Annotated in this window: 23 protein-coding genes and 1 tRNA gene; 10 read left to right on the forward strand and 14 right to left on the reverse strand. The window is 53.5% G+C overall.

The window, feature by feature from the left end:
* Positions 1–12 precede the first annotated feature (12 nt).
* The 5 genes from ABIB59_RS09645 to tesA all read right to left on the reverse strand — a co-directional run bounded on the left by ABIB59_RS09645 (position 13) and on the right by tesA (position 3,806).
* Entirely contained in the window at positions 13–471 is a 459-nt protein-coding gene (locus tag ABIB59_RS09645) for an NfeD family protein (RefSeq protein WP_041852442.1), read from the reverse strand.
* Positions 468–1,385 (reverse strand): SPFH domain-containing protein, encoded by a 918-nt coding sequence (locus tag ABIB59_RS09650; protein ID WP_041852441.1) that lies wholly within the window; start codon positions 1,383–1,385, stop codon positions 468–470. The genes ABIB59_RS09645 and ABIB59_RS09650 overlap by 4 nt, the downstream gene beginning before the upstream one ends.
* An 85-nt stretch (positions 1,386–1,470) precedes the next feature.
* Entirely contained in the window at positions 1,471–2,325 is an 855-nt protein-coding gene (locus ABIB59_RS09655) for a co-chaperone YbbN (protein WP_041852440.1), read from the reverse strand.
* 58 nt (positions 2,326–2,383) lie between these two features.
* Positions 2,384–3,154 (reverse strand): SDR family oxidoreductase, encoded by a 771-nt coding sequence (locus tag ABIB59_RS09660; protein WP_354035166.1) that lies wholly within the window; start codon positions 3,152–3,154, stop codon positions 2,384–2,386.
* Positions 3,155–3,182: 28 nt separating this feature from the next.
* Positions 3,183–3,806 carry a multifunctional acyl-CoA thioesterase I/protease I/lysophospholipase L1 gene (gene tesA / locus ABIB59_RS09665; protein ID WP_071195944.1) on the reverse strand — a complete coding sequence of 208 codons (624 nt, stop codon included), beginning with the start codon at positions 3,804–3,806 and terminating at the stop codon, positions 3,183–3,185.
* Between tesA and ybbA the strand changes: the two genes are divergently transcribed.
* The 6 genes from ybbA to ABIB59_RS09695 all read left to right on the forward strand — a co-directional run bounded on the left by ybbA (position 3,777) and on the right by ABIB59_RS09695 (position 11,175).
* The gene (gene ybbA / locus ABIB59_RS09670; protein WP_071195803.1) at positions 3,777–4,463 is read left to right on the forward strand and encodes a putative ABC transporter ATP-binding protein YbbA; all 687 of its coding nucleotides are present in this window, start codon (positions 3,777–3,779) and stop codon (positions 4,461–4,463) included. The two genes, tesA and ybbA, sit on opposite strands and share 30 nt — an antisense overlap.
* Positions 4,460–6,874, forward strand: coding sequence for a putative ABC transporter permease subunit YbbP (ybbP, locus tag ABIB59_RS09675; protein ID WP_354035169.1), 2,415 nt, complete (start codon positions 4,460–4,462; stop codon positions 6,872–6,874). Before ybbA ends, ybbP begins: the two co-directional genes overlap by 4 nt.
* Positions 6,875–7,056: 182 nt before the next feature.
* A complete protein-coding gene (locus ABIB59_RS09680) occupies positions 7,057–8,202 on the forward strand; it encodes a porin (protein ID WP_071195943.1) in 1,146 nt (381 codons plus the stop codon).
* A gap of 410 nt (positions 8,203–8,612) precedes the next feature.
* A complete protein-coding gene (locus tag ABIB59_RS09685) occupies positions 8,613–9,449 on the forward strand; it encodes a MetQ/NlpA family ABC transporter substrate-binding protein (RefSeq protein ID WP_354035171.1) in 837 nt (278 codons plus the stop codon).
* Positions 9,450–9,506: 57 nt separating this feature from the next.
* Positions 9,507–10,523: a virulence-associated ABC transporter ATP-binding protein SfbB gene (gene sfbB / locus ABIB59_RS09690; protein ID WP_071195800.1), complete on the forward strand. Its 1,017-nt coding sequence runs from the start codon at positions 9,507–9,509 to the stop codon at positions 10,521–10,523.
* Positions 10,516–11,175 (forward strand): methionine ABC transporter permease, encoded by a 660-nt coding sequence (locus tag ABIB59_RS09695; protein ID WP_041852434.1) that lies wholly within the window; start codon positions 10,516–10,518, stop codon positions 11,173–11,175. The genes sfbB and ABIB59_RS09695 overlap by 8 nt, the downstream gene beginning before the upstream one ends.
* Positions 11,176–11,262: 87 nt before the next feature.
* Here the strand turns inward: ABIB59_RS09695 and purK are convergent, their stop codons facing one another.
* The 4 genes from purK to ppiB all read right to left on the reverse strand — a co-directional run bounded on the left by purK (position 11,263) and on the right by ppiB (position 14,202).
* The gene (gene purK / locus ABIB59_RS09700; RefSeq protein ID WP_071195799.1) at positions 11,263–12,330 is read right to left on the reverse strand and encodes a 5-(carboxyamino)imidazole ribonucleotide synthase; all 1,068 of its coding nucleotides are present in this window, start codon (positions 12,328–12,330) and stop codon (positions 11,263–11,265) included.
* Complete coding sequence (gene purE, locus ABIB59_RS09705; protein ID WP_107222575.1) at positions 12,327–12,836, reverse strand: 5-(carboxyamino)imidazole ribonucleotide mutase; 510 nt, start codon at positions 12,834–12,836, stop codon at positions 12,327–12,329. The genes purK and purE overlap by 4 nt, the downstream gene beginning before the upstream one ends.
* 146 nt (positions 12,837–12,982) lie before the next feature.
* Positions 12,983–13,705 carry a UDP-2,3-diacylglucosamine diphosphatase gene (lpxH, locus tag ABIB59_RS09710; RefSeq protein ID WP_354035174.1) on the reverse strand — a complete coding sequence of 241 codons (723 nt, stop codon included), beginning with the start codon at positions 13,703–13,705 and terminating at the stop codon, positions 12,983–12,985.
* Positions 13,706–13,707: 2 nt separating this feature from the next.
* The gene (ppiB, locus tag ABIB59_RS09715) at positions 13,708–14,202 is read right to left on the reverse strand and encodes a peptidylprolyl isomerase B (protein ID WP_041852430.1); all 495 of its coding nucleotides are present in this window, start codon (positions 14,200–14,202) and stop codon (positions 13,708–13,710) included.
* Between the two features lie 174 nt (positions 14,203–14,376).
* Between ppiB and cysS the strand changes: the two genes are divergently transcribed.
* Entirely contained in the window at positions 14,377–15,762 is a 1,386-nt protein-coding gene (gene cysS / locus ABIB59_RS09720) for a cysteine--tRNA ligase (protein WP_041852429.1), read from the forward strand.
* 69 nt (positions 15,763–15,831) lie between these two features.
* Here the strand turns inward: cysS and ABIB59_RS09725 are convergent, their stop codons facing one another.
* From ABIB59_RS09725 to folD, 5 genes are all read right to left on the reverse strand, one after another.
* The gene (locus ABIB59_RS09725) at positions 15,832–16,356 is read right to left on the reverse strand and encodes a metal-dependent hydrolase (protein ID WP_071195797.1); all 525 of its coding nucleotides are present in this window, start codon (positions 16,354–16,356) and stop codon (positions 15,832–15,834) included.
* A gap of 332 nt (positions 16,357–16,688) precedes the next feature.
* Positions 16,689–17,705 carry a Mal regulon transcriptional regulator MalI gene (malI, locus tag ABIB59_RS09730; protein WP_071195796.1) on the reverse strand — a complete coding sequence of 339 codons (1,017 nt, stop codon included), beginning with the start codon at positions 17,703–17,705 and terminating at the stop codon, positions 16,689–16,691.
* A 92-nt stretch (positions 17,706–17,797) separates the two neighbouring features.
* Positions 17,798–19,297: a PTS transporter subunit EIIC gene (locus ABIB59_RS09735; RefSeq protein WP_354035177.1), complete on the reverse strand. Its 1,500-nt coding sequence runs from the start codon at positions 19,295–19,297 to the stop codon at positions 17,798–17,800.
* A gap of 242 nt (positions 19,298–19,539) precedes the next feature.
* Positions 19,540–19,752: a ribosome-associated protein YbcJ gene (gene ybcJ, locus ABIB59_RS09740; protein WP_041852425.1), complete on the reverse strand. Its 213-nt coding sequence runs from the start codon at positions 19,750–19,752 to the stop codon at positions 19,540–19,542.
* Position 19,753: 1 nt separating this feature from the next.
* Positions 19,754–20,620, reverse strand: a complete 867-nt coding sequence (gene folD / locus ABIB59_RS09745; protein WP_041852424.1) for a bifunctional methylenetetrahydrofolate dehydrogenase/methenyltetrahydrofolate cyclohydrolase FolD — start codon at positions 20,618–20,620, stop codon at positions 19,754–19,756.
* Between the two features lie 222 nt (positions 20,621–20,842).
* Here folD and ABIB59_RS09750 point away from each other — a divergent pair.
* The 3 genes from ABIB59_RS09750 to ABIB59_RS09760 all read left to right on the forward strand — a co-directional run bounded on the left by ABIB59_RS09750 (position 20,843) and on the right by ABIB59_RS09760 (position 24,946).
* Positions 20,843–20,916, forward strand: a tRNA-Arg gene (locus ABIB59_RS09750).
* A 196-nt stretch (positions 20,917–21,112) separates the two neighbouring features.
* On the forward strand, positions 21,113–22,318 hold the full coding sequence (locus tag ABIB59_RS09755) for a tyrosine-type recombinase/integrase (RefSeq protein ID WP_354035179.1): 1,206 nt from the start codon (positions 21,113–21,115) through the stop codon (positions 22,316–22,318).
* Between the two features lie 312 nt (positions 22,319–22,630).
* Positions 22,631–24,946, forward strand: coding sequence for a TerB N-terminal domain-containing protein (locus tag ABIB59_RS09760; protein ID WP_354035181.1), 2,316 nt, complete (start codon positions 22,631–22,633; stop codon positions 24,944–24,946).
* The last annotated feature ends 3 nt before the right edge of the window (positions 24,947–24,949 follow it).

Consider the following 24,949-nt stretch of genomic DNA (forward strand, 5'->3'; position numbering starts at 1 on the left):
GTATTATTACGATTATTCGACCGCAGCTTTGATGTGCAGCGTAATGCCTTCGACGGCGATAACTTCGACTTTGCTTCCTGCCGGTAAATCTGACCCGGCACTCACCGGCCAGGAGCTGTCTCCCACCCGCATGTGCCCGCGCCCGTTGACCAGCGCATTATCGAGGATAAAACGGCGGCCCACCAGTTGCTGTCCGCGCTGATTAAGCGACGCATCTGCCGGTTTCTGGTCACGTACCCGTCTGGATAACCACAGCCACCACAGCCAGGCGGCGATAAGCGTGAGTACCGCGAAGATCACCCCCTGTAATTCCCAGCCGAACGGAACCAGCCAGACCAGCAGGCCGGTGACCACTGCCGCCACGCCGCTCCACAGCAAATAGCCGTTGCCGCCGAGCATCTCAGCGGCCAGAAGCAGGCCGCCAAGACTCAACCAGAAAATGTAGGCATGTTCAAAGAGCACGGCTATCATGATTTTTTCCGTTCACTGGTGCTGTCTTTTACCAGCTCCGCGATCCCGGCAATCGAGCCCATCAGGCTGCTGGCATCCAGCGGCATCATCACGACTTTACTGTTATTAGCAGAGCCAATTTGTTGCAGCGCTTCGGTGTATTTTTGCGCCACAAAGTAGTTAATTGCCTGCACATCGCCCGCCGCAATCGCCTCGGAGACCATTTTGGTCGCCCGTGCTTCTGCTTCTGCCGAACGTTCACGGGCCTCTGCTTCAAGGAACGCCGACTGCCGTTCACCTTCGGCTTTGAGGATTTTGGCCTGCTTTTCACCTTCCGCTTTGACGATTTCCGCCTGGCGAATCCCTTCGGCTTCCAGGATGTAAGCACGCTTGGTACGTTCGGCTTTCATCTGGGCGTTCATTGAAGAGACCAGCTCCGCCGGTGGGCGAACATCGCGGATTTCGATACGGGTGACTTTGATGCCCCACGGATTGGTGGCTTCGTCCACGATATGCAGCAGGCGAGTGTTGATGCTGTCGCGCTGAGAGAGCATTTCGTCGAGCTCCATCGAGCCGAGCACGGTACGGATGTTGGTCATGGTGAGGTTAATGATCGCCAGTTCCAGATTGCTCACCTCATAGGCGGCTTTCGGGGCGTCGATAACCTGAATAAAACACACCGCATCGATGGTGACGTTGGCGTTATCTTTGGAAATGACTTCCTGGGATGGGATATCGAGAACTTGCTCCATCATATTGATCTTACGACCAATACGGTCCATAAACGGTACCACAAGGCTCAGACCCGGCTGGAGAGAACGGGTATAACGACCGAAGCGTTCTACCGTCCACTGATATCCTTGCGGAACGATTTTGACACCCGCGCCTACAATGACCAGCGCGACGAAGATAAGAACGGGGATGACGATGAGCATCAAATAAACCTCCTGTTTAATTTGATGTCATTCTAACCAAATTTGGGGATCTTAACAGCGCGACCCCCAAATTTAGCGGGCGGGACTAGTAAAGCAGGGAGTAGAGCTGGCGACGGTATTTCGAGGCCAGTGCATCGCCGGTACCCAGCGCGGCCAGGATCTCCTGCAACATTTTGCGCGCCTCACCGTCTGCTGCGCCTAAATCTTTACGCAGATGACTGAACAGCAGCTCCAGCGCCTCTTCATTGCGGCCAACCTGATGCAGTTGCAGCGCCAGTTGCGTTGCCAGTTGCGCATCCGCCGGGTTCTTCTCGACCTGTTCTTGCAAATGCTGAATTTCCGGGGTGTCCGCGGCTTTTTTCAGCAGCTCGATTTGCGCCACCAGCCCTTGATAGCGGGTGTCCTGATCCTGCAGCGGAATGGTTTTCAGCACCGCTTCGGCATCATCAGAGCGGTTGAGCGCAATTTGCGTCTCCGCCAGCAGCAGGCCGATTTCACTGTTCTGCTGCGATAACTGCCAGGCCTCTTTCAACAGCGGCAGCGCTTCGGCATGTTTGCCTTCTTCCATCAGTTGCATGGCCTGTTGCGCTTTTAACTCTTCTTCGCGCGGCAGGACTTTATCCAGCAGGGCGCGTATGGCCTCTTCTGGCTGCGGCCCCTGGAAACCGTCGACCGGCTGGCCGTTCTGGAACAGGTAAACCGTTGGGATCGCACGTAAACCAAACTGTGACGCAAGCATCTGCTCAGCATCGCAGTCCACCTTCGCCAGAATAAATTGCCCGTTATATTGCGCCGCCAGGCTTTCCAGCACCGGGGTCAACTGCTGGCAGTGCTGGCTACGCTCGGACCAGAAATAGAACAGCACCGGCGTGGTCATTGACTGTTCAAGCGTCGGATGAAGGTTTGCTTCGTTAATGTTGACGATGTTCTGTACAGACATGAGTCATTCTCTGTTTAAGTGTTTATTGATACATGGGGACAGGCGCTGTGCCTTCAACTCACCCGTGTAAAATTTTATCCATTGCGCGTCCCGGCAGTATGCGTTTCAGCAGGCTTACCACCCAGGTGACGACCGTGACTGGATAACGCAGTTTGGGTTTCGGACTTTCAAAAGCATGACGTACTTTGGCGACAACCGCCTCCGGGCCGAGGGTAAAACGTGCGGCAATACCGGGGTTTTCCACCGGTTTGTCACTCTGCGTCTGGTTGACGTTCTCGGTAAAGCGGGTGCGGATAGGGCCCGGCTCAATCAGGCTGACCCTGATGCCGCTGTGGCGCAGTTCCATACGCAGCGCATCGGACCAGGCTTCCAGGGCGTACTTACTGGCCGCGTAAGCGCCACGACCGGGGGTCGAAATCAGCCCCATTACCGAGGAAGTCATCACAATGCGGCCTTCGCCGTGCGGGAGCATGGCGGGTAACAGGCGCATGGTGAGCTGGTGTGCGCCAAAAAAATTGGCGGAAAACTGTTTTTCCATTTGCTCGCGGCTGATGGTAGATAGCGGGCCATACAGGCCAAAGCCCGCGTTATTAAAAATGCCATACAGACGGTTTTCCGTCAGGGCAATGACCTCGTCAGCGGCACGTTCTACGCTTTCGGGGAGGTCGAGATCCAACAGTACGCCGGTAAATCCGGCCTGATTCATACGTGCAACATCCTCGCTTTTGCGGCAGGCCGCCAGGATGCGAAAGCCCTGACGCTTGAGTTCATGGGCGCTTTCCAGACCGATACCGCTGGAACATCCTGTTATTAAGATCGTTTTTTGCATAACTTTACCTGAAAGCGTCCCTGATAAATCAGGAGTCGTGATTAACTAATGGAGCCAACCGGGTCGCCATCCAGTCGGCAATAAAAGGCTGAGCGTCACGGTTCGGGTGGATCCCATCATCCTGCATCCATTGGGGTTTGAGATAGACCTCTTCCATGAAAAACGGCAACAGAGGAATATCAAACTCTTTGGCGAGCTTAGGATAGATAGCGCTAAATGACTCAGTATAACGGCGTCCATAGTTGGCGGGCAGCCGTATTTGCATCAGCAAGGGTTCGGCGTTTGCGGCTTTTACCGCCTGCAAAATGGTACGCAGCGTTTGTTCTGTTTGTTGGGGCGCAAAGCCGCGCAGACCATCGTTACCTCCCAGCTCAATCAACACCCAGCGAGGCTGATGCTCTTTAAGCAGCGCGGGTAAGCGTGCCAGCCCCTGTTGCGAGGTGTCGCCGCTAATGCTGGCGTTGATGACGGGCGGTTTTTGTTGCCACTTCTCGTTGAGCAACGCAGGCCAGGCGGTATTGGCCGCCATGCGATAGCCCGCGCTCAGGCTGTCTCCCAGAACCAGTAACGTGTCCGCAGCGGCGGCACGCAGGCTAAACAGAAGCAAAAACAGGAAGGCCAAATGCCAGCGGAAAACATTGTTGAAGTTCATCATCTTAAGAAGTCCGTCGGTCAGGGGGAGCATGAACTTTCCATCCTCACCGGAGTTGAGCTTGTTGTCAAACGGGCGCAAACCATCGCCCTGATTGGTGAATCAGGCTCGGGTAAGTCAACACTGCTGGCGATTCTTGCCGGGCTTGATGATGGCAGTAGCGGCGAAGTGAATCTGCTGGGCCAGCCGCTTCACGCGATGGATGAAGAGGCGCGGGCAAAGCTGCGTGCCGCGCACGTCGGTTTTGTTTTCCAGTCTTTTATGCTGATCCCCACCCTGAATGCGCTGGAAAACGTCGAGCTTCCGGCGCTGCTGCGGGGTGAAAACAGCGCGCAGAGTCGTGCCAGTGCTAAAGGGTTACTGGAAGAGTTGGGGCTGGGGAAACGCCTCGATCACCTTCCCGCGCAGCTTTCCGGCGGCGAGCAACAGCGTGTGGCGCTGGCCCGTGCGTTTAATGGTCGCCCGGCGCTGCTGTTTGCCGACGAACCCACCGGCAATCTCGACAGGCAGACCGGCGATAAGATTGCTGATTTGCTCTTCTCGATGAACCAGCAATATGGCACCACCCTGATTCTGGTCACGCACGATCCTCAACTGGCGGCGCGTTGCGACAGGCGTTTACGTCTGGTGAACGGCGAACTGCGGGAGGAAGCATGATCGCCCGCTGGTTCTGGCGCGAATGGCGCTCTCCTTCATTGCTGATTGTCTGGCTGGCGCTAAGCCTGGCGGTGGCCTGTGTGCTGGCACTGGGCAATATCAGCGACCGGATGGAAAAAGGATTAAGCCAGCAGAGCCGCGAGTTTATGGCTGGCGACAGGGCGTTGCGCAGTTCACGTGAAATTCCGCAGGCGTGGCTGGAAGAGGCGCGAAAAGAGGGGCTTAAAGTTAGCGAGCAAATCTCATTTGCCACGATGACCTTCGCCGGTGACACACCACAACTGGCAAACGTGAAAGCGGTGGATGACAGTTATCCGCTCTATGGCGACCTGCAAACCACGCCGCCTGCGGTCAAACCGCTGGCCGGAACGGTGCTGCTGGCCCCACGGTTGATGGCGCTGCTAAACCTGAAAACCGGCGACTCGATTGATGTGGGGGATGCCACGCTGCGGATCGCCGGGGAGGTGGTGCAGGAGCCAGATTCCGGTTTTAACCCCTTCGAAATGGCGCCGCGATTATTAATGAATACGGCGGATGTGGCGAAAACAGGAGCGGTACAGCCGGGAAGCCGCGTCACCTGGCGGGTAAAATTTGCCGGGACACCCGCACAACTGGAGGCCTACGAAAAATGGTTACTGCCGAAGCTTAAGCCGGAACATCGTTGGTATGGCCTTGAGCAGGATGACGGCGCGCTCGGCAAGTCATTACAGCGCTCCCAGCAATTCTTGCTGCTGTCGGCGTTGTTAACCCTGCTGCTGTCAGTCGCGGCGGTGGCTGTCGCGATGGGGCACTATTGTCGCAGTCGTTACGACCTGGTGGCCATTCTCAAAACGCTGGGGGCGAGCAGGGCGCAGTTACGCAAATTGATCATCGGGCAGTGGCTGATGGTGCTCGCGCTGGCGTCCATCACCGGTGGCGCGATGGGGCTGTTGTTTGAAAAAATCCTGCTGATCTTGCTCAAGCCGGTTCTGCCGGTGGCACTCCCTGCCGCCAGCGGCTGGCCGTGGCTCTGGTCGATTGGCGCCATGCTGGTGATTTCGTTGCTGGTGGGGATACGGCCCTGGCGCTTGCTGCTGGCAACGCAGCCTTTGCGGGTATTGCGGCGTGACGCTGTCGCGGATGTCTGGCCGCTGAAATTTTATATTCCCGTTATCAGTATCGTGTCTGTGTTGCTGCTGGCCTGGCTGATGGGGGCCAGCATGCTGCTGTGGTCGGTGCTGGCGGGGGCGGTGGTCCTGGCATTGCTGTGCGGCGTAGTCGGCTGGCTGCTGCTGCGGGTAATGAAAAAGCTTACCCTCAAAACATTGCCGCTGCGTCTGGCGGTCAATCGTCTGCTGCGCCAGCCATGGTCGACGCTGAGTCAGTTATCGGCTTTCTCGCTGTCATTCATGCTGCTGGCAATGTTGCTGGTGCTGCGTGGCGATCTGCTCGACCGCTGGCAGCAACAGCTTCCACCGGAAAGCCCGAACTATTTCCTCATTAATATTGCCCCGGAGCAGGTCGAACCGGTGAAAGCGTTTCTCTCTGAACACCAGGTGGTAACCCAGGCGTTCTGGCCTATCGTGCGTGCCCGACTGACGCAGATAAACGGTCAAAGTACGGAAGGGAACCCGGATGAGGCGCTGAACCGCGAATTGAATCTGACGTGGCAGGGGGCGGATGCAAACCACAACCCGGTTACCGCAGGCTCCTGGCCACCAAAACCCGGTGAGGTCTCGGTCGAAGAAGAACTGGCAAAACGCCTTAAGCTTAAGCTCGGCGACAGCGTGACCTTTATGGGTGATACCCAGGATTTCACCGCTAAAGTCACCAGCCTGCGCAAAGTGGACTGGGAAAGTCTGCGTCCCAACTTCTTCTTTATTTTCCCGCAGGGGGCGCTGGACGGACAGCCGCAAAGCTGGCTGACCAGTTTCCGCTGGCAGAATGGTAACGGTATATTGACCCAGCTTAACCGCGAGTTTCCCACCATCAGCCTGCTGGATATTGGCGCTATCTTAAAACAGGTTGGTCAGGTGCTGGAGCAGGTGAGTCGGGCGCTGGAAGTGATGGTTGTGTTGGTCACCCTGTGCGGCGTGCTGCTGTTGCTGGCCCAGGTGCAGGTGGGGATGCGCCAGCGTCATCAGGAACTGGTGGTGTATCGCACGCTCGGCGCCGGCAAGCGACTGTTACGCACCACGCTGTGGTGTGAATTTGCCTTGCTCGGGCTTGTCTCCGGGCTGGTGGCGGCGATCGGTGCGGAAACGGCGCTGGCGGTGCTGCAAACAAAAGTCTTTGATTTCCCCTGGGAGCCGGACTGGCGGTTGTGGTTAACGTTACCGCTGTGCGGCGCCGTTTTGTTATCCGCATGCGGTGGCTGGCTGGGCACACGGCTACTCAAAGGGAAAGCGCTGTTCCGCCAGTTTAACCAGTAAAATCATGTCATTTTGATTACACGTCGGTTAAATAATCGGCGTGTATTTTTTTAAGTGCACAAATTGCTAACTACCTGATTTTTAAGCGCACAAAGTACGAAAAACTCGACAACATGGCGTGCTTAATCGGCGTTAATATTCAGCTGGCAACTATTTGGCTGCTTATTAACCAAGGAAACAGCATGGCACATAAAATAAAAGCGCTGGCGATAACGATCGGCGCGGCACTGGCGATGACCTCATTTGCAACGCAAGCAGAGATCACGCTGTTGAAACAAGATCCGCAGGCGGGCGATCCGTTAAGCCGTCTGAATTTCACCGTGGGCGGCAGTATTCGTCCGCAGTTCAATATGATGACGGGAGATGGGGATAAAGGCTCTTACAAACGTAACGGCTTCGACGGCGGTACCCGTTTCCGCTTCGCCAGTGATTACTACCTGTTTGATGACATCAGTTGGATTAACTACTACGAGCTGGGCGTCAATATTCCGGCGGTGTTTGACTGGGATAACCACTATGCAAAAGGTGCCCACGACACCACGCGCCGTATGCTCTATACCGGACTGAAAAGCAAAACCTGGGGGACATTAACCTACGGTCAGCAAAACAGCATTTACTATGATGTGGTAGGGGCGAAAACCGATATCTGGGATTACGACATGATTGGTCAGGCGCCGGGTAACGGTATCAACGGCGACTATGATGGCTCTTATCGCTCACGCAATATGCTGAAATATAAGAATACGTTCGGGGATGCAGATCTTTACGCCTCATATCTGTTCGATGATAACGAATATCTGCCGGGTAACGGTCTGCGTTACAAACGTAAAGGTGGTGGCTCGCTGGGCCTGGATTACCATCTGACTAACACCCTGACATGGGGCGCGGCCTGGAACTATACCCGTGCCGAAATGCGCAATCCGGGCAATGACGACAGCAAAACGTACGACCAGAATATTCTCGGTACTGCGCTGAGCTGGACACCGGATAACTGGACCTTCTCCGCTGGCGGCGGCTGGTATCAGAACTTCCTGCTGAGCAAGAAAAACACGGTTCACAATTACTTCGCGGGTGATGCGTGGGGCGTTGAATATTTCGCCGGTTATAAGATCCCAGTTAATCAGTACGCTGTGAAATCTGTCCAGCCGTACTTTATGGGCGATCGCATCGAATACGTGAATGGACGCAACTATCAGCGTATCGATAACGGTGTAGGTATCAGCTTCCAACTGGATTATGGTTTCCGCGTGGATTACGAACACGTGTTTACCTCCAGCACCGATGATCTGGGCGATATGAACTTAGTGCGTCTGCGTTACGACTTCTAAAATTCCTGGCATTTGGCTATCTGACTTGCCAGTTTGAACCCGGGCAATGCTCGAAACCCCACGTTCTGCGTGTCCGTTCCGGTTTCTGCGCGCTGTCCGTGTTCAACCAGCCTGCGCCGATAAGGCCAACTGACCCCGGAATTAGCGTCCTGCACTTCTGCTTAGCAAAGATCTCACTTTGCTTATCTAAAAAAAGCATAAAGGAAGGCGACCGAATTTCGCTTTTCTTTATGCTTCATCGCCTTAGCTTTGCAAAATCTCCCATCATTCAGTGACATACTTCACAACAACATGAATTTATTTCAATTACCGCTGCGTTATGTTTATGCCATCTTATCCCTGTAATGAATATGGAGCGTGCCGCGTCGACGGTGCGCCACACAGCAGACACACTTCGTTAGGGAGAATGTATGAGACGTCGTCTCGGTTTACGCGCCACCGTTGGGGCGCTACTTCTGGCATGCGGTTTATCTTCCGCGCAGGCCAATAGCGATCCGCACACCATTGTCTTCGGCGTTGCGCCGGGGCCATATGGCGACATGGTCAAACAGGCCATTGAGCCGTCACTGAAAGAAAAAGGCTACAAAGTCGTGGTGCGCGAATTCAGCGACTACGTGCAGCCGAATATGGCGCTGTCGAATGGCAGTATTGATGCCAACCTGTTCCAGCACTCGCTCTATTTCGATAAATTCACTGCGGATAAAGGGCTGAAGCTGACCAAATTGATCACCGTACCGACGGCGGGCATGGGCTTCTATTCCCACAAAATTAAAAGCCTCGATGAGCTGAAAAAAGGCGACATCGTTACGCTGTCCAACGATCCGACTAACCTGGCCCGTGGCCTGCGTTTCCTGAAATCGCTGGATCTGATCACTATTAAAGACAATATCGATCCGATCAAAGCCTCTGAACGCGATATCGCCAGCAACCCGAAAGGGCTGGTGTTTAAACCGCTGGAAGCCGCACAGTTGCCGCGTACGCTGGATAGCGCTACCGCAGCCCTGGTCAACGGTAACTTCGCTATTGCCGCTGGGCTGGATCTTTCTACTGCGATCAAGCAAGAACATCTGGATGAGAACCTCAAAAACATCATTGCGGTACGCAGTGAAGATGCGGATAAACCCTTCGCCAAAGACATTGTTGAGGTCGTGAAATCTCCGGCTTACCGTGCGGTGATTGACGATCCGAAAAATGTTTACGGTGCCTTCCAGAAACCGGAGTGGATGACTGCCGCTGATAAGAAGTAAAGGCAGCGCTGGGTTAACAGGCAGGCTGCGGCCTGCCTTTTGCTATTTGAGGGACACATGATTGAGATAGATAAGGTGTGCGTGGATTTTCCCGCCGTACGGGGAGCGAAACCCATGCGTGCCGTGGACAACGTCAGCTTGCGTATTGCGCCCGGTGAGATTTTTGGCATTGTTGGCACCAGCGGCGCGGGGAAAAGCACCCTGTTGCGTACGTTGAATGCCCTGCAACGCCCGAGTGAAGGCTGCGTCAAAGTGAACGGTGTGGCGATTTCAAAAATGGAAGGCCTGACGCTGCGTAAAGCCCGTCAGCGTATCGGCATGATCTTCCAGCACTTCAACTTGATGCATACCCGCACCGTCGCGCAAAACGTGGCGTTCAGCCTGAAAGCGGCGGGGTGGGATCGCAGCAAAATCGCCCCGCGCGTTACGGAAATCCTTGAACTGGTGGGGCTGGGCGACAAAGCAAACCGCTACCCGGTACAACTGAGCGGCGGGCAGAAGCAGCGTGTCGGTATCGCCCGCGCTATCGCTAACCACCCGGACGTATTGCTGTGCGATGAGCCGACTTCGGCGCTGGATCTGGAAACCTCGGCCACTATTCTCGAACTGCTCAAGCAGATCAACGCACAGCTCGGTATCACGATCGTGCTGATCACCCATGAGATGAACGTAATCAAATCCATCTGCGATCGCGTGGCGGTCATGTCCGGCGGCAAGGTGGTAGAAACCGGCGATGTGTTTGATATTTTCGCCCATCCGCAGCATGCCTTTACTCAACAACTGGTTTCACGCACGTTGAATCTGACATTGCCGGACCGTCTGCGGGAGCACCTGCCGGGGCAATTGTTGAAAATCCTGTTTATTGGCGATTCTGCTGAGCAGCCGGTTCTCTCCGATGCGGCCATCAACTTTGGTGTGGCGGTTAACATTCTACACGGGAAAATCGAGTATATCGGTGAGCGTGCGCTCGGCATTCTGGTGGTGCAACTTACCGCAGAAGACCCGGCTGTTGTCGAACAGGCGGTAGACTACATTCGTAACCGTACCGCTCAGGTGGAGGTGATCCGTGGATAATTTACTGGCCGATTTGAGCCTCGCGTTTGGTGAAACCTTCCAGATGCTGAGCATCTCAACGGTGCTGGCGATCATCGGTGGCCTGCCGCTGGGGTTTCTGATCTTCGTGACCGACCGAAATCTCTTCTGGCAAAACCGCGCGGTCTATCTCATCAGCTCCGTGCTGGTGAACATCATCCGCTCCGTGCCTTTTGTCATCCTGCTGGTTCTGCTGCTGCCGTTAACTCAGTTTTTGCTTGGCAACACCATCGGGCCGATTGCCGCATCGGTGCCGCTGTCCGTGGCGGCGATTGCCTTCTATGCCCGTCTGGTGGACGGCGCGTTGCGTGAAGTGGACAAAGGCATTATTGAAGCGGCGGAAGCCTTTGGCGCCAGCCCGATGCGCATCATCTGCACGGTGCTGTTGCCGGAAGCCAGCGCGGGCCTGCTGCGTGGGTTAACCATCACGCTGGTGAGCTTGATCGGTTACTCGGCGATGGCGGGGATCGTGGGCGGTGGTGGTGTCGGTGACCTGGCTATCCGTTACGGTTACTACCGCTACGAAACCCAGGTGATGATTGTCACCGTGGTCGCACTGATTGTGCTGGTGCAGGTCGTGCAGATGCTGGGCGACTGGCTGGCACAAAGGGCGGACAAGCGCGACAGGCATTGAGATGTACCCGGATGGCGGCGTGACCGCCTGATCCGGGCAACAAGCTGAACCCTGGCCCCGGCAAGCGCAGCGCCGCCGGGGAGCCCGTCAGGCAAGTTTTGCCTGTGCCCAGGCGATGCCGCTGGCATATTCCGGCGGCAGCAGAGGCACCAGCGCTTCCAGCGTCGCGCTCAGGCGGGCGGTGTCGCTGTCATTCAGGTTAAGGTGCCCCACCTTACGGCCCGGACGCACCTCTTTGTCGTACCAGTGCAGATGCACCAGCGGCAGTTTTAACCAGTCATAATTCAAATCGCTGCCGATCAGGTTCACCATCACCGACGGGCTGTTAACCACCGGTGGCGGCAGCGGTAAATCCACCACCGCGCGCAGATGCAGCTCAAACTGACTGATAGACGCGCCGTTTTGCGTCCAGTGGCCGCTGTTGTGCACACGTGGCGCCAGTTCATTGATCAGCAAGCCCGCCGGGGTCACAAAGCACTCCATCGCCATCACGCCCACATAATTCAGCTCGTGCATAATGGCAGAGAGCATACTTTCCGCTTGCTGTTGCTGGCGCATGTCGGCCTGCGGAAAGACCACGCTGGTGCGCAGAATACCATCCTGATGCAGATTGTGAGTCAGCGGATAGAACACCGTGCTGCCGTCATGGCCGCGTGCGCCCACCAGCGATACCTCACCGGAAAAATTGATACCCTGCTCAACGATGCATTCGCCGTAGCAATCCTCCGGCAATTGTTCCGTTTCGTCTGCACGCAGACGCCACTGACCACGGCCGTCGTACCCGCCCACGCGGCGTTTGACAATCGCCAGCTCGCCCAGCGTATTGAAGACCGCAGGCCATTCGCTTTTGTCTGCCAGCAACTGCCACGGTGCGGTGGCAAGCTTAAGTTTGTCGAACAACTGCTTTTGCGTCAGGCGGTCGGCAATAATCGGGAACACATCGCGATTCACAAACGCCGGATGACGCGCCAGCTCGCGGGTCAACGCGGTTTCCGGCCAGCGTTCGATCTCTGCGGTAATCACGCTCTGGGCGAACGGCACCGCTTCCGGGTCTGCATCGAGCCCTACGGGCCACACGGCGATGCTCAGCGGTTCGCCTGCCTGGCGCAGCATCCGACCAAGCTGACCGTTACCTAAAATGCAAACCTGTTTCATGCCACACCCCGTGGATCCGGGTTTTCCAGCACTTCATCGGTCTGGGCGCGGCGGAACTCGGCCAGGCGCTGATGCAGTTCGGCGTCGTGCTGGGCCAGAATTTGCGCGGCCAACAGGGCGGCATTCGCGGCCCCGGCTTTGCCAATGGCCAGCGTACCGACCGGAATACCGCGCGGCATCTGGACGATAGAGTAGAGGCTATCCACACCGCTCAGCGCGGCGCTCTGTACTGGCACACCCAGCACCGGCACTAATGTTTTCGCTGCAATCATCCCCGGCAAGTGCGCCGCGCCGCCTGCACCCGCAATGATCACCTGAAAACCGTTCTCTTCGGCGCTTTCGGCAAAGCTGAACAGTTTATCGGGGGTGCGGTGAGCGGAGACGACTTCAACGTGGTGCGGGACATTCAGGATATCGAGAATTTCGGTGGCGAACTGCATGGTCGCCCAATCGCTTTTCGATCCCATGACAATGGCGATACGCGCCGGTTGGTTAACAGAAGACATGCGTTAAGAAAACTCCTGTGGGTGTGACTACGGACAGCTTTTGAGGGCACAAAGAATAGCACGGAAAACGGGCAAGGAAAACGGTTGCGTGGCGATGAATGCTGCAATCCGCTGTTGCGGAGCATGCGCATCAGCGGTTCAAATTCTTAGAACGGAAAAGGGATCAGCTCGACGTCGTCTGCGGTCACTTTCACCATAGAGCCCTGGGTGTGCCAGGCGCCGAGGACAACGCGCATGGCGGGTTTACCGTTTGCGATAAGCTCGTGCACGTCCTGGCGATGAGTATGACCGTGAATCAGGCACTGAACCTGGTGTCTTTCCATCGCGGCAACCACTGCCTGCGGATTAACGTCCATAATGGCCAGCGATTTGCTACTGTTGGCGGCTTTGCTTCCCGCGCGCATTCTGGCTGCGATACGTTGGCGAACAAACAGCGGCAGGGCAAGAAACAGCCTCTGTAGCCAGGGCTTGTGGACTTTGGCGCGAAACGCCTGGTAGCCTGCGTCGTCCGTACAGAGCGTGTCGCCGTGCATAATCAGCACCTTGCGACCATACAGATCGAGCACTTTCTCTTCCGGCAGAAGCTGCATGCCGCTTTCGCGCGCAAAGCGTTGGCCGAGCAGGAAGTCGCGATTGCCATGGATGAAGTAACAGGGCACGCCACTGTCGACCAGCGCCTTAATGGCGGCGGCGATGTCTCGGTGCAGGGGAGTGGGGTCGTCGTCGCCAATCCAGGCTTCGAACAGGTCGCCCAAAATATAGAGCGCGTCAGCCTGTCGGGCTGTGCCTGTCAAAAAACGCAGAAAACCGGCGGTGATCGCCGGTTCTTCTGTTTGCAGATGAAGGTCTGCGATAAAAAGTGTCGCCACGATTACTCGCTGACGGTCACGCTTTCAATCACGACATCTTCTTTCGGCACGTCCTGATGCATACCGCTGCGGCCGGTAGGAACGGCTTTGATTTTGTCTACCACGTCCATGCCTTCAACCACTTCGGCAAACACACAGTAGCCCCAACCCTGCAGGCTTTCGCCAGAGAAGTTCAGGAAGTCGTTATCCACGACGTTGATAAAGAACTGTGCAGTTGCGGAGTGCGGAGCCTGAGTACGCGCCATTGCCAGCGTGCCACGGGTGTTTTTCAGGCCGTTGTTAGCTTCGTTTTTGATCTGGTCTTTGGTTGCTTTCTGATGCATGCCCGGCTCGAAGCCGCCGCCCTGGATCATAAAGCCATTAATGACACGGTGGAAAATGGTGTTGTTGTAAAAACCTTCACGGCAGTAGTCCAGGAAGTTTTTAACTGTTTCAGGCGCTTTATCATCAAAAGTTTTGATTACGATGTCGCCGTGATTAGTGTGGAAAGTAACCATTTTTGCATCCTGTTCCGGTAGAGTAGTGCGCAGACCCGACTGTGGGTCAGTGATAGTCGCTTGTTATAGCATAACCGGGAGGTTGGATCACCTTGCAAAGTGTGCTGCTTCGGGATTGAATTACAGGTAATATATGCGTTTTTCCGTTCCACACACGTCTACATGGAATCTTCGATGTTAAAAATCTTCAATACACTGACGCGCCAAAAAGAGGAATTCAAACCTATCCATGCCGGGGAAGTCGGCATGTACGTGTGTGGTATCACTGTTTACGATCTCTGTCATATTGGTCATGGCCGTACTTTCGTGGCGTTTGATGTGGTCGCTCGCTACCTGCGTTTTATCGGCTATAAGCTGAAATACGTGCGCAATATTACCGATATTGACGACAAAATTATCAAACGCGCCAATGAAAACGGCGAAAGCTTTGTGGCGCTGGTTGACCGAATGATCGCGGAAATGCACAAAGATTTTGATGCCCTCAATATTCTGCGCCCGGACATGGAACCGCGTGCGACGCACCATATTCATGAGATCATCGAAATCACTGAACAGTTGATCGCGCGTGGTCACGCCTATGTTGCTGACAATGGCGACGTGATGTTCTCTGTGCCGACGGACCCGAACTACGGTCAATTGTCGCGCCAGGATCTCGACCAGTTGCAGGCGGGGGCGCGCGTAGACGTCGTTGACGTGAAGCGTAACCCGATGGACTTCGTGCTGTGGAAGATGTCCAAGCCGGGCGAGCCGAGCTGGACCTCGCCGTGGGGCGAAGGGCGTCCGGGCTGGCACATTGAATGTTCCGCGATGAACTGCAAACAACTGGGCAACCATTTCGATATTCATGGCGGCGGTTCTGATCTGATGTTCCCGCACCATGAAAACGAAATTGCCCAGTCAACCTGCGCCCATGACGGCGAGTATGTGAACTACTGGATGCACTCCGGCATGGTGATGGTCGATCGCGAGAAGATGTCCAAATCGCTGGGTAACTTCTTTACCGTCCGTGATGTGCTCAAATATTACGACGCCGAGACTATTCGCTACTTCCTGATGTCCGGCCACTATCGCAGCCAGTTGAACTACAGCGAAGAGAATCTCAAGCAGGCGCGTTCAGCGCTGGAACGTCTGTATACCGCGCTGCGCGGTACCGACAGGTCTGTTGCGGCGGCCGGTGGCGAGGCGTTTGAAGCGCGCTTTGTTGAGGTCATGAACGATGACTTCAACACGCCGGAAGCCTATTCGGTGCTGTTTGATATGGCGCGTGAAGTGAATCGCCTGAAATCAGAAGATATGGCGGCGGCGAATGCGCTGGCCTCGCATCTGCGTAAGCTCTCTTCTGTGCTGGGGCTGCTGGAACAAGATCCCGATGCGTTCCTGCAAAGCGGTGCGCAGGCAGATGATAGCGAAGTGGCTGAGATTGAAGCGTTGATTCAACAGCGTCTGGATGCGCGTAAAGCGAAAGACTGGGCAGCAGCAGATGCGGCGCGCGACCGTCTTAATGAGATGGGCATTGTGCTGGAAGATGGCCCACAGGGTACGACCTGGCGCCGTAAGTAATTACTGCTCCTGAGGGGAACGCGATGTTCCCCTCTCGCCACAGCGGATAAGGCGGTTACGCCGCCTGAGTTATCGGGACCGCCAGTGCCACAGCACGCCCATCAGAATGAGCCCCGGCACCCACACCCACAGCAATTCCGAAATGATCACCTGATGCCCGTAAGGCGTCATATACCGCGACAGGGCAAAAGGCGCGACCTTAATCACCTGCCAGGGCGCAAAAAAGCGTTCATCTGACCACGGCCAAAGCCAGCCGACCCCTTTGCCGCCGGTGGTAATCGAATCCAGCAAACTGTGCGACAGCAATGAGACAGTCAAAAAAGCCCAGCAGCGCATCAGGCTCGCTTTAAACCAGCGTCGCCCCAGCCATGTCACCAGAATCGGCACTACAAAGGCGAATAACAGCGAATGGGTGAAGCCGCGATGACCAAACACATTGCCGTACGCCACGCCAAATTTGAATGCCAGCACATCGGCATCCGGCAACATCGCAAGGGCAACGCCTGCCAGCAATAATCCCCTGGGAATCACCTTGTTGCCCAGTCCCAATCCCAGGCAAAGTGGTACGGCGGCGTGAGTAATAACGGTTGGCATTGTCAGTCCTTGAACAAAAGAAAAGAGTATAAACGAGACGGCTTACATCGCCGGATGTGTGTTTTCTGAAAAGTCAGGGAATAAAGAAAAAATTATTTTTGCGATGCGGCAGGAAATTAACATCAGCGTTTTCTGATAGTTGCTCTGCCGTATGAACAGGGTGATGTTATACAAAAACCGAAATACCCGCTCTGATGCATAGGGTGACTTATCCGGCAGAGTGCGCCATGACACCTGAAAAAATGGGGGATGTGGCGAATGCTGCCGCCGTAATGCAACGCGAATGGCTCAGTATATACATCCATTAAAAATGCGGGCCAATACTCGCTTTATTATGCGGATTCCCGCACCACCAGTTGCCCGGAGAGGGTAATCGTCTGCGTCAGCAAATCTGGCTCTTTCAGCTTACGTATAATCAGCCCCGCAGCCTGACGGCCCGCCTCTTCACTGGCCGACGAAACATAGGTAAAAGAGGGGGAGGTGAGGTTCACGTGGAGCATATCCTCGAAGCCTATCAGCGCCACCTGTTGCGTCAGAAAGACATCTTTACCGATGGTGCGCCCCACCTGATGAATACCGCTGATAGAGCCAATCACCGCGTTCGGCGAATGGCATAGCAGGGCGGTGATGGTGTTGTTTTTTTCAAGCAAATGACGCGTTGCCAGGCTGGCTGATTCAGTCGATTCACTGCAGGCGGGAGCATACTCATCGCGTAGCACCATACCGTATTGCTTGAGGGCGCTGTGTACGCCCAACAAACGCTGGTGGCGTACCAGGTCTTTTTCCAGACCGCCGATATAGGCGATGCTGCGATGCCCGCGTTCGATAAGGTAGCGCGTGGCAAGGCTTGCGGCCTGGCGGCTATCGCGCATCACCAGATTGCAGCTCTCGGCAGGCATGGATTGGGACACTACCACCATCGGCAGCGGACACTGGCTGATTTTTTCCGGTAAATGCGGATTAAGGGGATCCGATGAGAGATATATCACGCCCGCTACGCCCTGTTGCTTAAAAGAGAGCAGGCAGCGTTCCAGGTGCTCATGATCATCCAGCGGCTGCCCCAGGAAGACCATATAGCCCTTACGTTCCAGCTCCTGGACAATGCTCGCCATCACCTTGATGGAAAAGCTGTCGCTGAAATCACGCAAGATCAGGCCAATCAGGTTCGAGGTATTGGCGCGCAGATTAGCGGCCGCGACGTTGTGCACATATCCAAGCTCATTGATAGCCGACTGAACTCTCTCGATGGTGGCATCGGAGATTTTTCCCTTTTGGCGCAACACCAGAGAGACGGTTGAAACCGAAACGCCCGCCAGTTTAGCGACATCAATGATGCTGACCTTTTTCAATCGTGCTCCCTGAAAGTACAGAATAATCAGTCAGAAATAGTAAAGCCTCCTGCATAAATACAGGAGACTTATTTCACCTTACCAGCACAAGGTTATTTGCCAAGCGATGTCGCCATAGCCTGAGCAATAAACTGGGCTCTGGCGCCGAAGATCACCTGCACGCCTTTATCCCCGACAAAGACCACGCCGCGTGCGCCCACACCGTTAAGTCCTTCTTTATTCACCTGGCTGCCGTCCAGCACTTCAATACGCAGGCGGGTAATACAAGAACCAATGGAATCAATGTTTTTCGCCCCGCCCAGCAGGTCAACAATCTCGGTAACCAACTCCTCGTCCGTTTTGTCTTTCGCGTCCGCAGACACTTCGGTACGGCCCGGTGTTTTGACATCAAAGCGACGGATAACAAAGCGGAAAGTAAAGTAGTAGATCAGCGCCATCGGCACGCCAATGATCACCGCATTCAGGTAGTTTGTCTCATAGCCATTAAACGACGGCAGAATACCAAACGAAATGTAGTCGATAAGACCGGCTGAGAACGACTTCGCGATATGCGCGTGCATCAGGTACATGGACATGTAGGCCAGGCCCGCCATGATCGCATTGAACACATACAGAATCGGCGCGACGAAGATAAAGGTAAATTCGACCGGCTCAGTGATGCCCGTTAAGAAGCAGGTTAGCGCGGCGGAGAAGAGAATACCCGCAGCGATTTTTTTGTTTTTGGTATGCGCTTCGTGGTACATCGCCAGACAGGCGGCAGGCAGTGCGAACAGCATCAGCGGGAACTCGCCTTGCATGAATTTGCCGGCGTTCTGATAGGTGTCGCTACTGAATGACCTGGTGCCTTCTTCCAGCATTTTGAACCAGATTGTCTGGTCGCCGTGGATAACCTGGCCTGCCTGAGTGGTGTAGTCACCGAAGGAGTACCAGAACGACGGATACCAGATATGGTGCAGACCGAGCGGGATTAGCGCACGTTCCGTCAGGCCAAAGATAAAGGTTGAGGCTGCCTGATTATCGCCGTTAACGATAACGGAGAGCGCGTCAATGCCCGCCTGGATATGTTGCCAGACGTAGGGCAGCAGCAGGCCGAGAATAAACGACATAAACGCGGTGGCGATGGCGACAAAACGCTTACCGGAGAAGAAGCCCAAAAATTCAGGTAACTGCATGGTGTGGAAGTGGTTATAGCACCAGGCTGCGAGGATGCCGCAGATTAAGCCGCCAAACACCCCCATTTGCAGCGACGGGATACCGACCACCATCGCATATTTCCCGCCCTGTGAAGCCATTTCCGGCGTAATCGATAGCACGGTGCTGATGGTAATGTTGGTGACAAACACCGACACGGCCGCAGAAAGGGCGGCAATTCCGGATTCAGAGGCCAGACCAACCGCCGAGCCGATGGCGAACAGCAGCGGCAGGTTATCGAAAATAACCCCACCGGCATTCATCATCAGCGGTAAATGAAACTTATCGCCAAACGCCAGCAGCAGACCGGCGGCCGGCAGTAATGAGATGGGCAGCATTAACGCACGCCCAATCATGGACAACTTTGAGAGTGATTTAATAAACCCTGATAACACATTCATCGTGTGATTCCCCCGAATCCATGCTTTTTTGTTGCGCGAAATACGCACATTTATTGTGAGTAGAACGTTCTAGTAAAACGTTCTACTTATCGTGTTAGAAGCGATTCTTCTCCGCAACTGAAATTTCACTTTCAGTCATAGCAAAATGTGATTATTTGAAGGCGATCAATTATTGACCGTGCGGACACTAAGGGAAATGGGGAGGGGAAACAGGCCCGGTGAACGGGCCTGTAGAAAGGATATCAGGCGACTACGGTGACGCTTTGTCCCTGAAATACAACGGTTTGCCCGGCAACGATCTTGCAACGCTTACGGGTTTCGACCTTGCCGTCGACCTTGACCAGACCGTCATCGATAGCGATCTTCGCCTGCGCGCCGCTTTCGCTCCAGCCTTCCAGTTTCAGCAGATCGCACAGTTCAACGTGCGGATGCTTGCCCAGTGAGAATGTTGCCATCTTATGCTTTCTCCACGTCGTGGTACTCTTCGCACGCCTGCAGTGTGTTCTGAATCAGGGTTGCGACGGTCATCGGGCCTACACCGCCCGGCACCGGCGTGATATACGAGGCACGTGCGGCGGCGTCTTCGTAAACCACATCGCCAACCACTTTGCCGCTTTCCAGACGGTTGATGCCAACATCAATCACGATGGCGCCTTCTTTGATCCACTCACCCGGAATAAAGCCTGGTTTGCCAACCGCAACGACCAGAAGATCGGCGTTTTCCACATGGTGGCGCAGGTTTTTGGTGAAGCGGTGGGTCACGGTGGTGGTGCAACCGGCCAGCAGCAACTCCATGCTCATCGGGCGACCGACGATGTTAGATGCGCCGATGACCACGGCGTTCAGGCCGTAGGTATCAATGTTGTAACGCTCAAGCAGCGTCACGATACCGCGCGGGGTGCACGGACGCAGACGCGGCGCACGCTGGCACAGGCGGCCAACGTTATACGGGTGGAAACCGTCGACGTCTTTATCCGGCGAAATGTGTTCCAGCACTTTGACATAATCGATACCGGCAGGCAGCGGTAACTGAACCAGAATACCGTCGATTTCGTTATCGGCATTGAGCTTGTCGATAAGCGTCAGCAGTTCGGCTTCGGTGGTGGTTTCCGGCAAATCGTAGGAGCGGGAGATGAAACCCACCTCTTCACACGCTTTGCGTTTGCTGCCGACATAAATCTGCGACGCAGGGTTGCTACCGACGAGGATAACGGCCAGACCAGGGGCGCGTTTTCCGGCTGCCAGGCGGGCTTTCACCTTTTCAGCAACCTCAGAGCGCACCTGCTGCGCAATCGTTTTACCATCTATAATCTTTGCTGCCATCAGAGAGAAGATTCCATCTGTAACTAAAAAGAAGTGGGGATGTGTATATTTTGTCAGAAGTGGGCGGCGCTGTCAGTTACCGTTTATGTTTCGTGCGTAAAGGCAGGGCGGTGAAAGTGCGCAATGGTGCTCACTTCGCGAGCATCTGAGAGCAAAGTCATTGACTCGACAGGTGTTGACCGTATAATCCCGATCCGCAACTCTCCCGTAAGGGATATCAGTGCGCCCTTAGCTCAGCTGGATAGAGCAACGGCCTTCTAAGCCGTAGGTCACAGGTTCGAACCCTGTAGGGCGTACCTTTTTCAAGTAAACGGACGTCAACCGACGTCTTTTTTTATGCCTAAAATTCAAGGTATTGGCTGAATTTAGCGCGTCGTTATTCTACCGAGCTCTACTCGTATCAACGTACATCAAGTAGTATTTGTTGGTATATGTGATGGTATCTCCCCGTTCGATAAAATCTTGTACCAACAGCCAGCATGGGGGCCTCAAATGGCATTAACCGATGTGAAGGTAAGAAGTGCGAAGCCAATGGACAAGCCTTATAAGCTTACTGATGGGGAAGGGATGCATCTGCTGGTCCATCCCAATGGGTCTAAATACTGGCGATTGCAATATCGTTTCGATGGGAAACAAAAGATGTTGGCACTCGGTGTTTACCCGGAAATCTCGTTGTCCGAGGCCCGGCAGCGCAGAGATGAAGCAAAACGGCAAGTGGCCAATTCCATTGATCCCAGTGAGAAGAAAAAAGTAGAGAAGCAGGCGCGTAAAGTCGCTGTAGAAAATACGTTCAAATCTGTTGCACTGGAATGGCATGAATACAAGCACCCCAATTGGTCAAAGGGGTATGCCGAAGATCTGATGGAGGCATTTGAGAACGATATATTTCCTGACCTCGGCAAACGACCAATAGCAGAGATTGAACCGTTAGAAGCTCTAACCACATTACGCAAACTTGAAAAGCGTGGCGTACTCGATAAATTGAGGAAGGTTCGTCAGGCCTGCAAACAGGTTTGCACTTATGCCATTGTTACGGGTAGAGCGAAAACCAATCCCTTTGCCGAACTTGCTAGTGCCCTAACTACGGCGAAATCAACTCACTATCCTCATCTACTGTCTGACCAGTTGCCAGATTTCTTGAAGGCTTTAGAGGCTTATTCGGGAAGTCCAATAACACGGCTTGCGACCCGCATTTTGATGTTAACGGGGGTTCGTACCATTGAACTTCGTCTGGCTGAATGGAAAGAGTTTGATTTTGACAAGCGAGTTTGGGAGGTTCCGGTCGAAAGGATGAAGATGCGGCGTCCTCATTTGGTGCCTTTATCTGATCAGGTTATAGAGGCATTGCGTGAACTCCAGATGATAACTGGCAGGTATAATCTGGTTTTCCCGGGACGTAACGACATTGCTAAACCAATAAGTGAAGCCAGCATAAATCAGGTACTAAAACGAATTGGTTATCATGGAAGAGCAACTGGACATGGGTTCAGGCATACGATGAGTACGATTCTTCATGAGGAAGGATTTAACACTGCGTGGATTGAACTGCAGCTTGCGCATGTGGATAAAAATACCATTCGTGGGACTTATAACCATGCACAGCATTTAGAGAACAGGAGAGGGATGCTACAGTGGTATGCTGATTATCTAGAATCATTAACAAACGGCTCTTCTTTACCTCGCAGAAAAGAGGCGTAGAAGAAAAGGAACCTGCGCAAAAAAGTGTGCAGGTTTTCTTTTTGATATTTCTTTTGCGTGAAATAGATGATTTTCCGACAATTAATTTTAAGTTAATTGGTTGCGGTTGTCTGATCTCTTACCACATTGACGTAGATTGTTGGCATACTATTCAATGATTTTTATTATTTGAATCAGTGAGTTGATTTTTATTGCGATTTGCTTTTAACCTTCGCAATTTAGAAGTATTATTTTAAGAATATTCCCCTTGCCCCTACTTTCTCTCGCCATTCGGTCGGTGCATGTGAAAAGTCATTTTTAAGGTTAATGCTCATGGAGTTATGGATATTTTTAGCAGCGATTTATGTTATTTATTTTTTGTTTTTCAAAAAGAAAAAGCATAAATCTGCAGGATCTCCAGTTTCCAGAACCGTCAAAGCACTACCAAAAGCAACAGAATGGAGCGCTGACACCAAGAAAAAAGAGACGGTTGTGCAAAAAGATGATAGCGAAGATGACAACCTGGCAACTTTTACACTGAGCAGCGGGCGGGGTGTCGAATTTCGGGTGACAACCAATCATTACCGGAATACCTCAAAGTCAGCAGGTGCATTGGCTCGATGGGTTCTTCCGGGTGAGATGATAACTGTAGCTGGTGTAACAATCACCGGTGGTCACATTTATCTGGGGCAACGTATGAAGCCCACTGGACAGGAGCTAAACGGCTATTATGACGAGGGAAGTGAGGCATCATTAATTGATGACACATGTAAGATACAACCCACTTCTTATCTTTACGAAGACAGTTCATTAGGATACTGGCCAAGTTTTTCCTCTCTTTCCCCAGAAGCACGTGGTGCGTATATCAGTTGGATTGCCAGTGACAGGTCTGACCCATCGTGTCCAATAGGCTATGTTTTCATATATCTCTACGGTCTGGAAAGAAAAGCGCTTGTAGATTCCACAGAACAAAATTTCCCTGATGCTGAATTCCGTAACCTATTCAATGAAGTCGGTCGGTTAAGGTCGGTATTCAGTGAGAACCGTTCCTTCCGTGGATATTCGACCCAATTACTCGAAGCCATGTCTATTCTGCGGCCGGACATGGATTTAGCCACAGATCTCGATAGTGCATCAGGTTTCAGTAATGGCATGCAATTTAAACTGGCTTTGGCTAAAACTGTACATGAGGGAATGCCTGTATCAGCCGAACTGGCGTTGGCTTGGGTAATAAACCATACCGAATATGCGCTGCGTACCCCCGCTCGCCGATGTGCCAAAGAGTTTGCTGCGCTTTTCAAACGGCGTTACACCCTCAAATATGGTGAAGGGATGGTCGTTAAGGCGAATAAAACACGTCTGCGGTTAGATTACACACCTGCAAGCCCCAGTTTGCGAGGCATTCGTCTTCCTGTTCCTGACTTGCCTGACCCAAGTGCATTGAAGGGCCCGGTTCAGAAAATTATTGCCCTTGCCGATATATGTACAGATGAACTTGATGCATATAGTCGCTACCTTGGTAGGAAAGGCACCTCAGTAAATGATACTGCTGCAATTATGTTGCTGCCTTCAGAGATCGTTAATGAAAGTGCAGAAAAAATATTAAACTCATTCAAACTCTGGGCTGATGAGGCGATCCTCAATAAGGAGGGGTTAGTCTCAGTTGCTGATTTTTGGGCCCATATGAATGCCAGCTGCCCAGCGAAGATTAATAAAAAAGAGGCCGACTTGATGCAGGCCTTTGCACAGAAAATGGGTTACTGCCTGGCACCTGATCCGTATTACCACCATGTGAAGGCAGACGTCGATGGCGCTCTTGTTCTGTTCCCTGCCGGTGAAGATGGACGCTTCTCACCTTCTCCTGAATTTATCTCAGCAGTAATGACGCTCAGATTAGGGGCGATGGTCGCCTTGATTGATAATTCTCTTGATCAAGCCGAACAGAAAGTGCTTGAGAATGCTATCAACAACAATACTGGCTTCACTGATGATGAAAAGCGCTCTCTACACGCATATTTAACGTGGCAGTTACATACCCCTGCCAATATGACGGGAATGAAAAGCAGGATTGAGTTGATGGGGGCTGCGGAAAAATCAGCAGTGGGTAAAGTTATTGTTAGTGTTGCCTGCTCGGATGGCACAATAGCGCCTGCCGAAATCAAACAGCTTGAGAAGATTTATTCAAGCCTGGGTCTGGATCCATTATCTGTATCAAGCAATATCCATCAGCATTCCGCAACTGAACATGATCTCGTTTCGTCTGTACCAACTGAGCAGCCAACGGCAGGGTTCAGACTGGATGCTAATGTACTTGCCCACCACGAATCTGCCACGGATGATGTTCGTAAATTACTGAACACGATTTTCACCGAAGAAGAACCGGAAGAATCAGAAAGCGCTCCAGCCTCATTAACGGAGGAGGGAGGCCTTGACCCCGCACATAGCCAGCTTTATCGCAGTTTGCTGGAGAAAGAACAGTGGTCCCGGAAAGAGGCGACAGAGCTGTGCGGAAATTTGAATTTGATGCTCGGCGGTGCGCTTGAGGTGATCAATGACTGGTCCTATGCGGTGGTTGATGCTCCGGTGTTGGACGATGCCGATGATGATATCTGGGTTGATCTGGAAATTGCCAAAGAATTAGAGGGATAGTGA

The sequence above is a fragment of the Citrobacter sp. UYEF32 genome (assembly GCF_040546205.1).
GTDB lineage: Bacteria > Pseudomonadota > Gammaproteobacteria > Enterobacterales > Enterobacteriaceae > Phytobacter > Phytobacter diazotrophicus.

Excerpts from the sequence above, each read along its gene's own strand:
- ABIB59_RS09645 (WP_041852442.1), bottom strand. The coding sequence starts at position 471 with ATGATAGCCGTGCTCTTTGAACATGCCTACATTTTCTGGTTGAGTCTT.
- ABIB59_RS09650 (WP_041852441.1), bottom strand. The coding sequence starts at position 1,385 with ATGCTCATCGTCATCCCCGTTCTTATCTTCGTCGCGCTGGTCATTGTA.
- ABIB59_RS09655 (WP_041852440.1), bottom strand. The coding sequence starts at position 2,325 with ATGTCTGTACAGAACATCGTCAACATTAACGAAGCAAACCTTCATCCG.
- ABIB59_RS09660 (WP_354035166.1), bottom strand. The coding sequence starts at position 3,154 with ATGCAAAAAACGATCTTAATAACAGGATGTTCCAGCGGTATCGGTCTG.
- ybbA (WP_071195803.1), top strand. The coding sequence starts at position 3,777 with ATGCCAGCGGAAAACATTGTTGAAGTTCATCATCTTAAGAAGTCCGTC.
- tesA (WP_071195944.1), bottom strand. The coding sequence starts at position 3,806 with ATGAACTTCAACAATGTTTTCCGCTGGCATTTGGCCTTCCTGTTTTTG.
- ybbP (WP_354035169.1), top strand. The coding sequence starts at position 4,460 with ATGATCGCCCGCTGGTTCTGGCGCGAATGGCGCTCTCCTTCATTGCTG.
- ABIB59_RS09680 (WP_071195943.1), top strand. The coding sequence starts at position 7,057 with ATGGCACATAAAATAAAAGCGCTGGCGATAACGATCGGCGCGGCACTG.
- ABIB59_RS09685 (WP_354035171.1), top strand. The coding sequence starts at position 8,613 with ATGAGACGTCGTCTCGGTTTACGCGCCACCGTTGGGGCGCTACTTCTG.
- sfbB (WP_071195800.1), top strand. The coding sequence starts at position 9,507 with ATGATTGAGATAGATAAGGTGTGCGTGGATTTTCCCGCCGTACGGGGA.
- purK (WP_071195799.1), bottom strand. The coding sequence starts at position 12,330 with ATGAAACAGGTTTGCATTTTAGGTAACGGTCAGCTTGGTCGGATGCTG.
- purE (WP_107222575.1), bottom strand. The coding sequence starts at position 12,836 with ATGTCTTCTGTTAACCAACCGGCGCGTATCGCCATTGTCATGGGATCG.
- ppiB (WP_041852430.1), bottom strand. The coding sequence starts at position 14,202 with ATGGTTACTTTCCACACTAATCACGGCGACATCGTAATCAAAACTTTT.
- cysS (WP_041852429.1), top strand. The coding sequence starts at position 14,377 with ATGTTAAAAATCTTCAATACACTGACGCGCCAAAAAGAGGAATTCAAA.
- ABIB59_RS09725 (WP_071195797.1), bottom strand. The coding sequence starts at position 16,356 with ATGCCAACCGTTATTACTCACGCCGCCGTACCACTTTGCCTGGGATTG.
- ABIB59_RS09735 (WP_354035177.1), bottom strand. The coding sequence starts at position 19,297 with ATGAATGTGTTATCAGGGTTTATTAAATCACTCTCAAAGTTGTCCATG.
- ybcJ (WP_041852425.1), bottom strand. The coding sequence starts at position 19,752 with ATGGCAACATTCTCACTGGGCAAGCATCCGCACGTTGAACTGTGCGAT.
- folD (WP_041852424.1), bottom strand. The coding sequence starts at position 20,620 with ATGGCAGCAAAGATTATAGATGGTAAAACGATTGCGCAGCAGGTGCGC.
- ABIB59_RS09755 (WP_354035179.1), top strand. The coding sequence starts at position 21,113 with ATGGCATTAACCGATGTGAAGGTAAGAAGTGCGAAGCCAATGGACAAG.
- ABIB59_RS09760 (WP_354035181.1), top strand. The coding sequence starts at position 22,631 with ATGGAGTTATGGATATTTTTAGCAGCGATTTATGTTATTTATTTTTTG.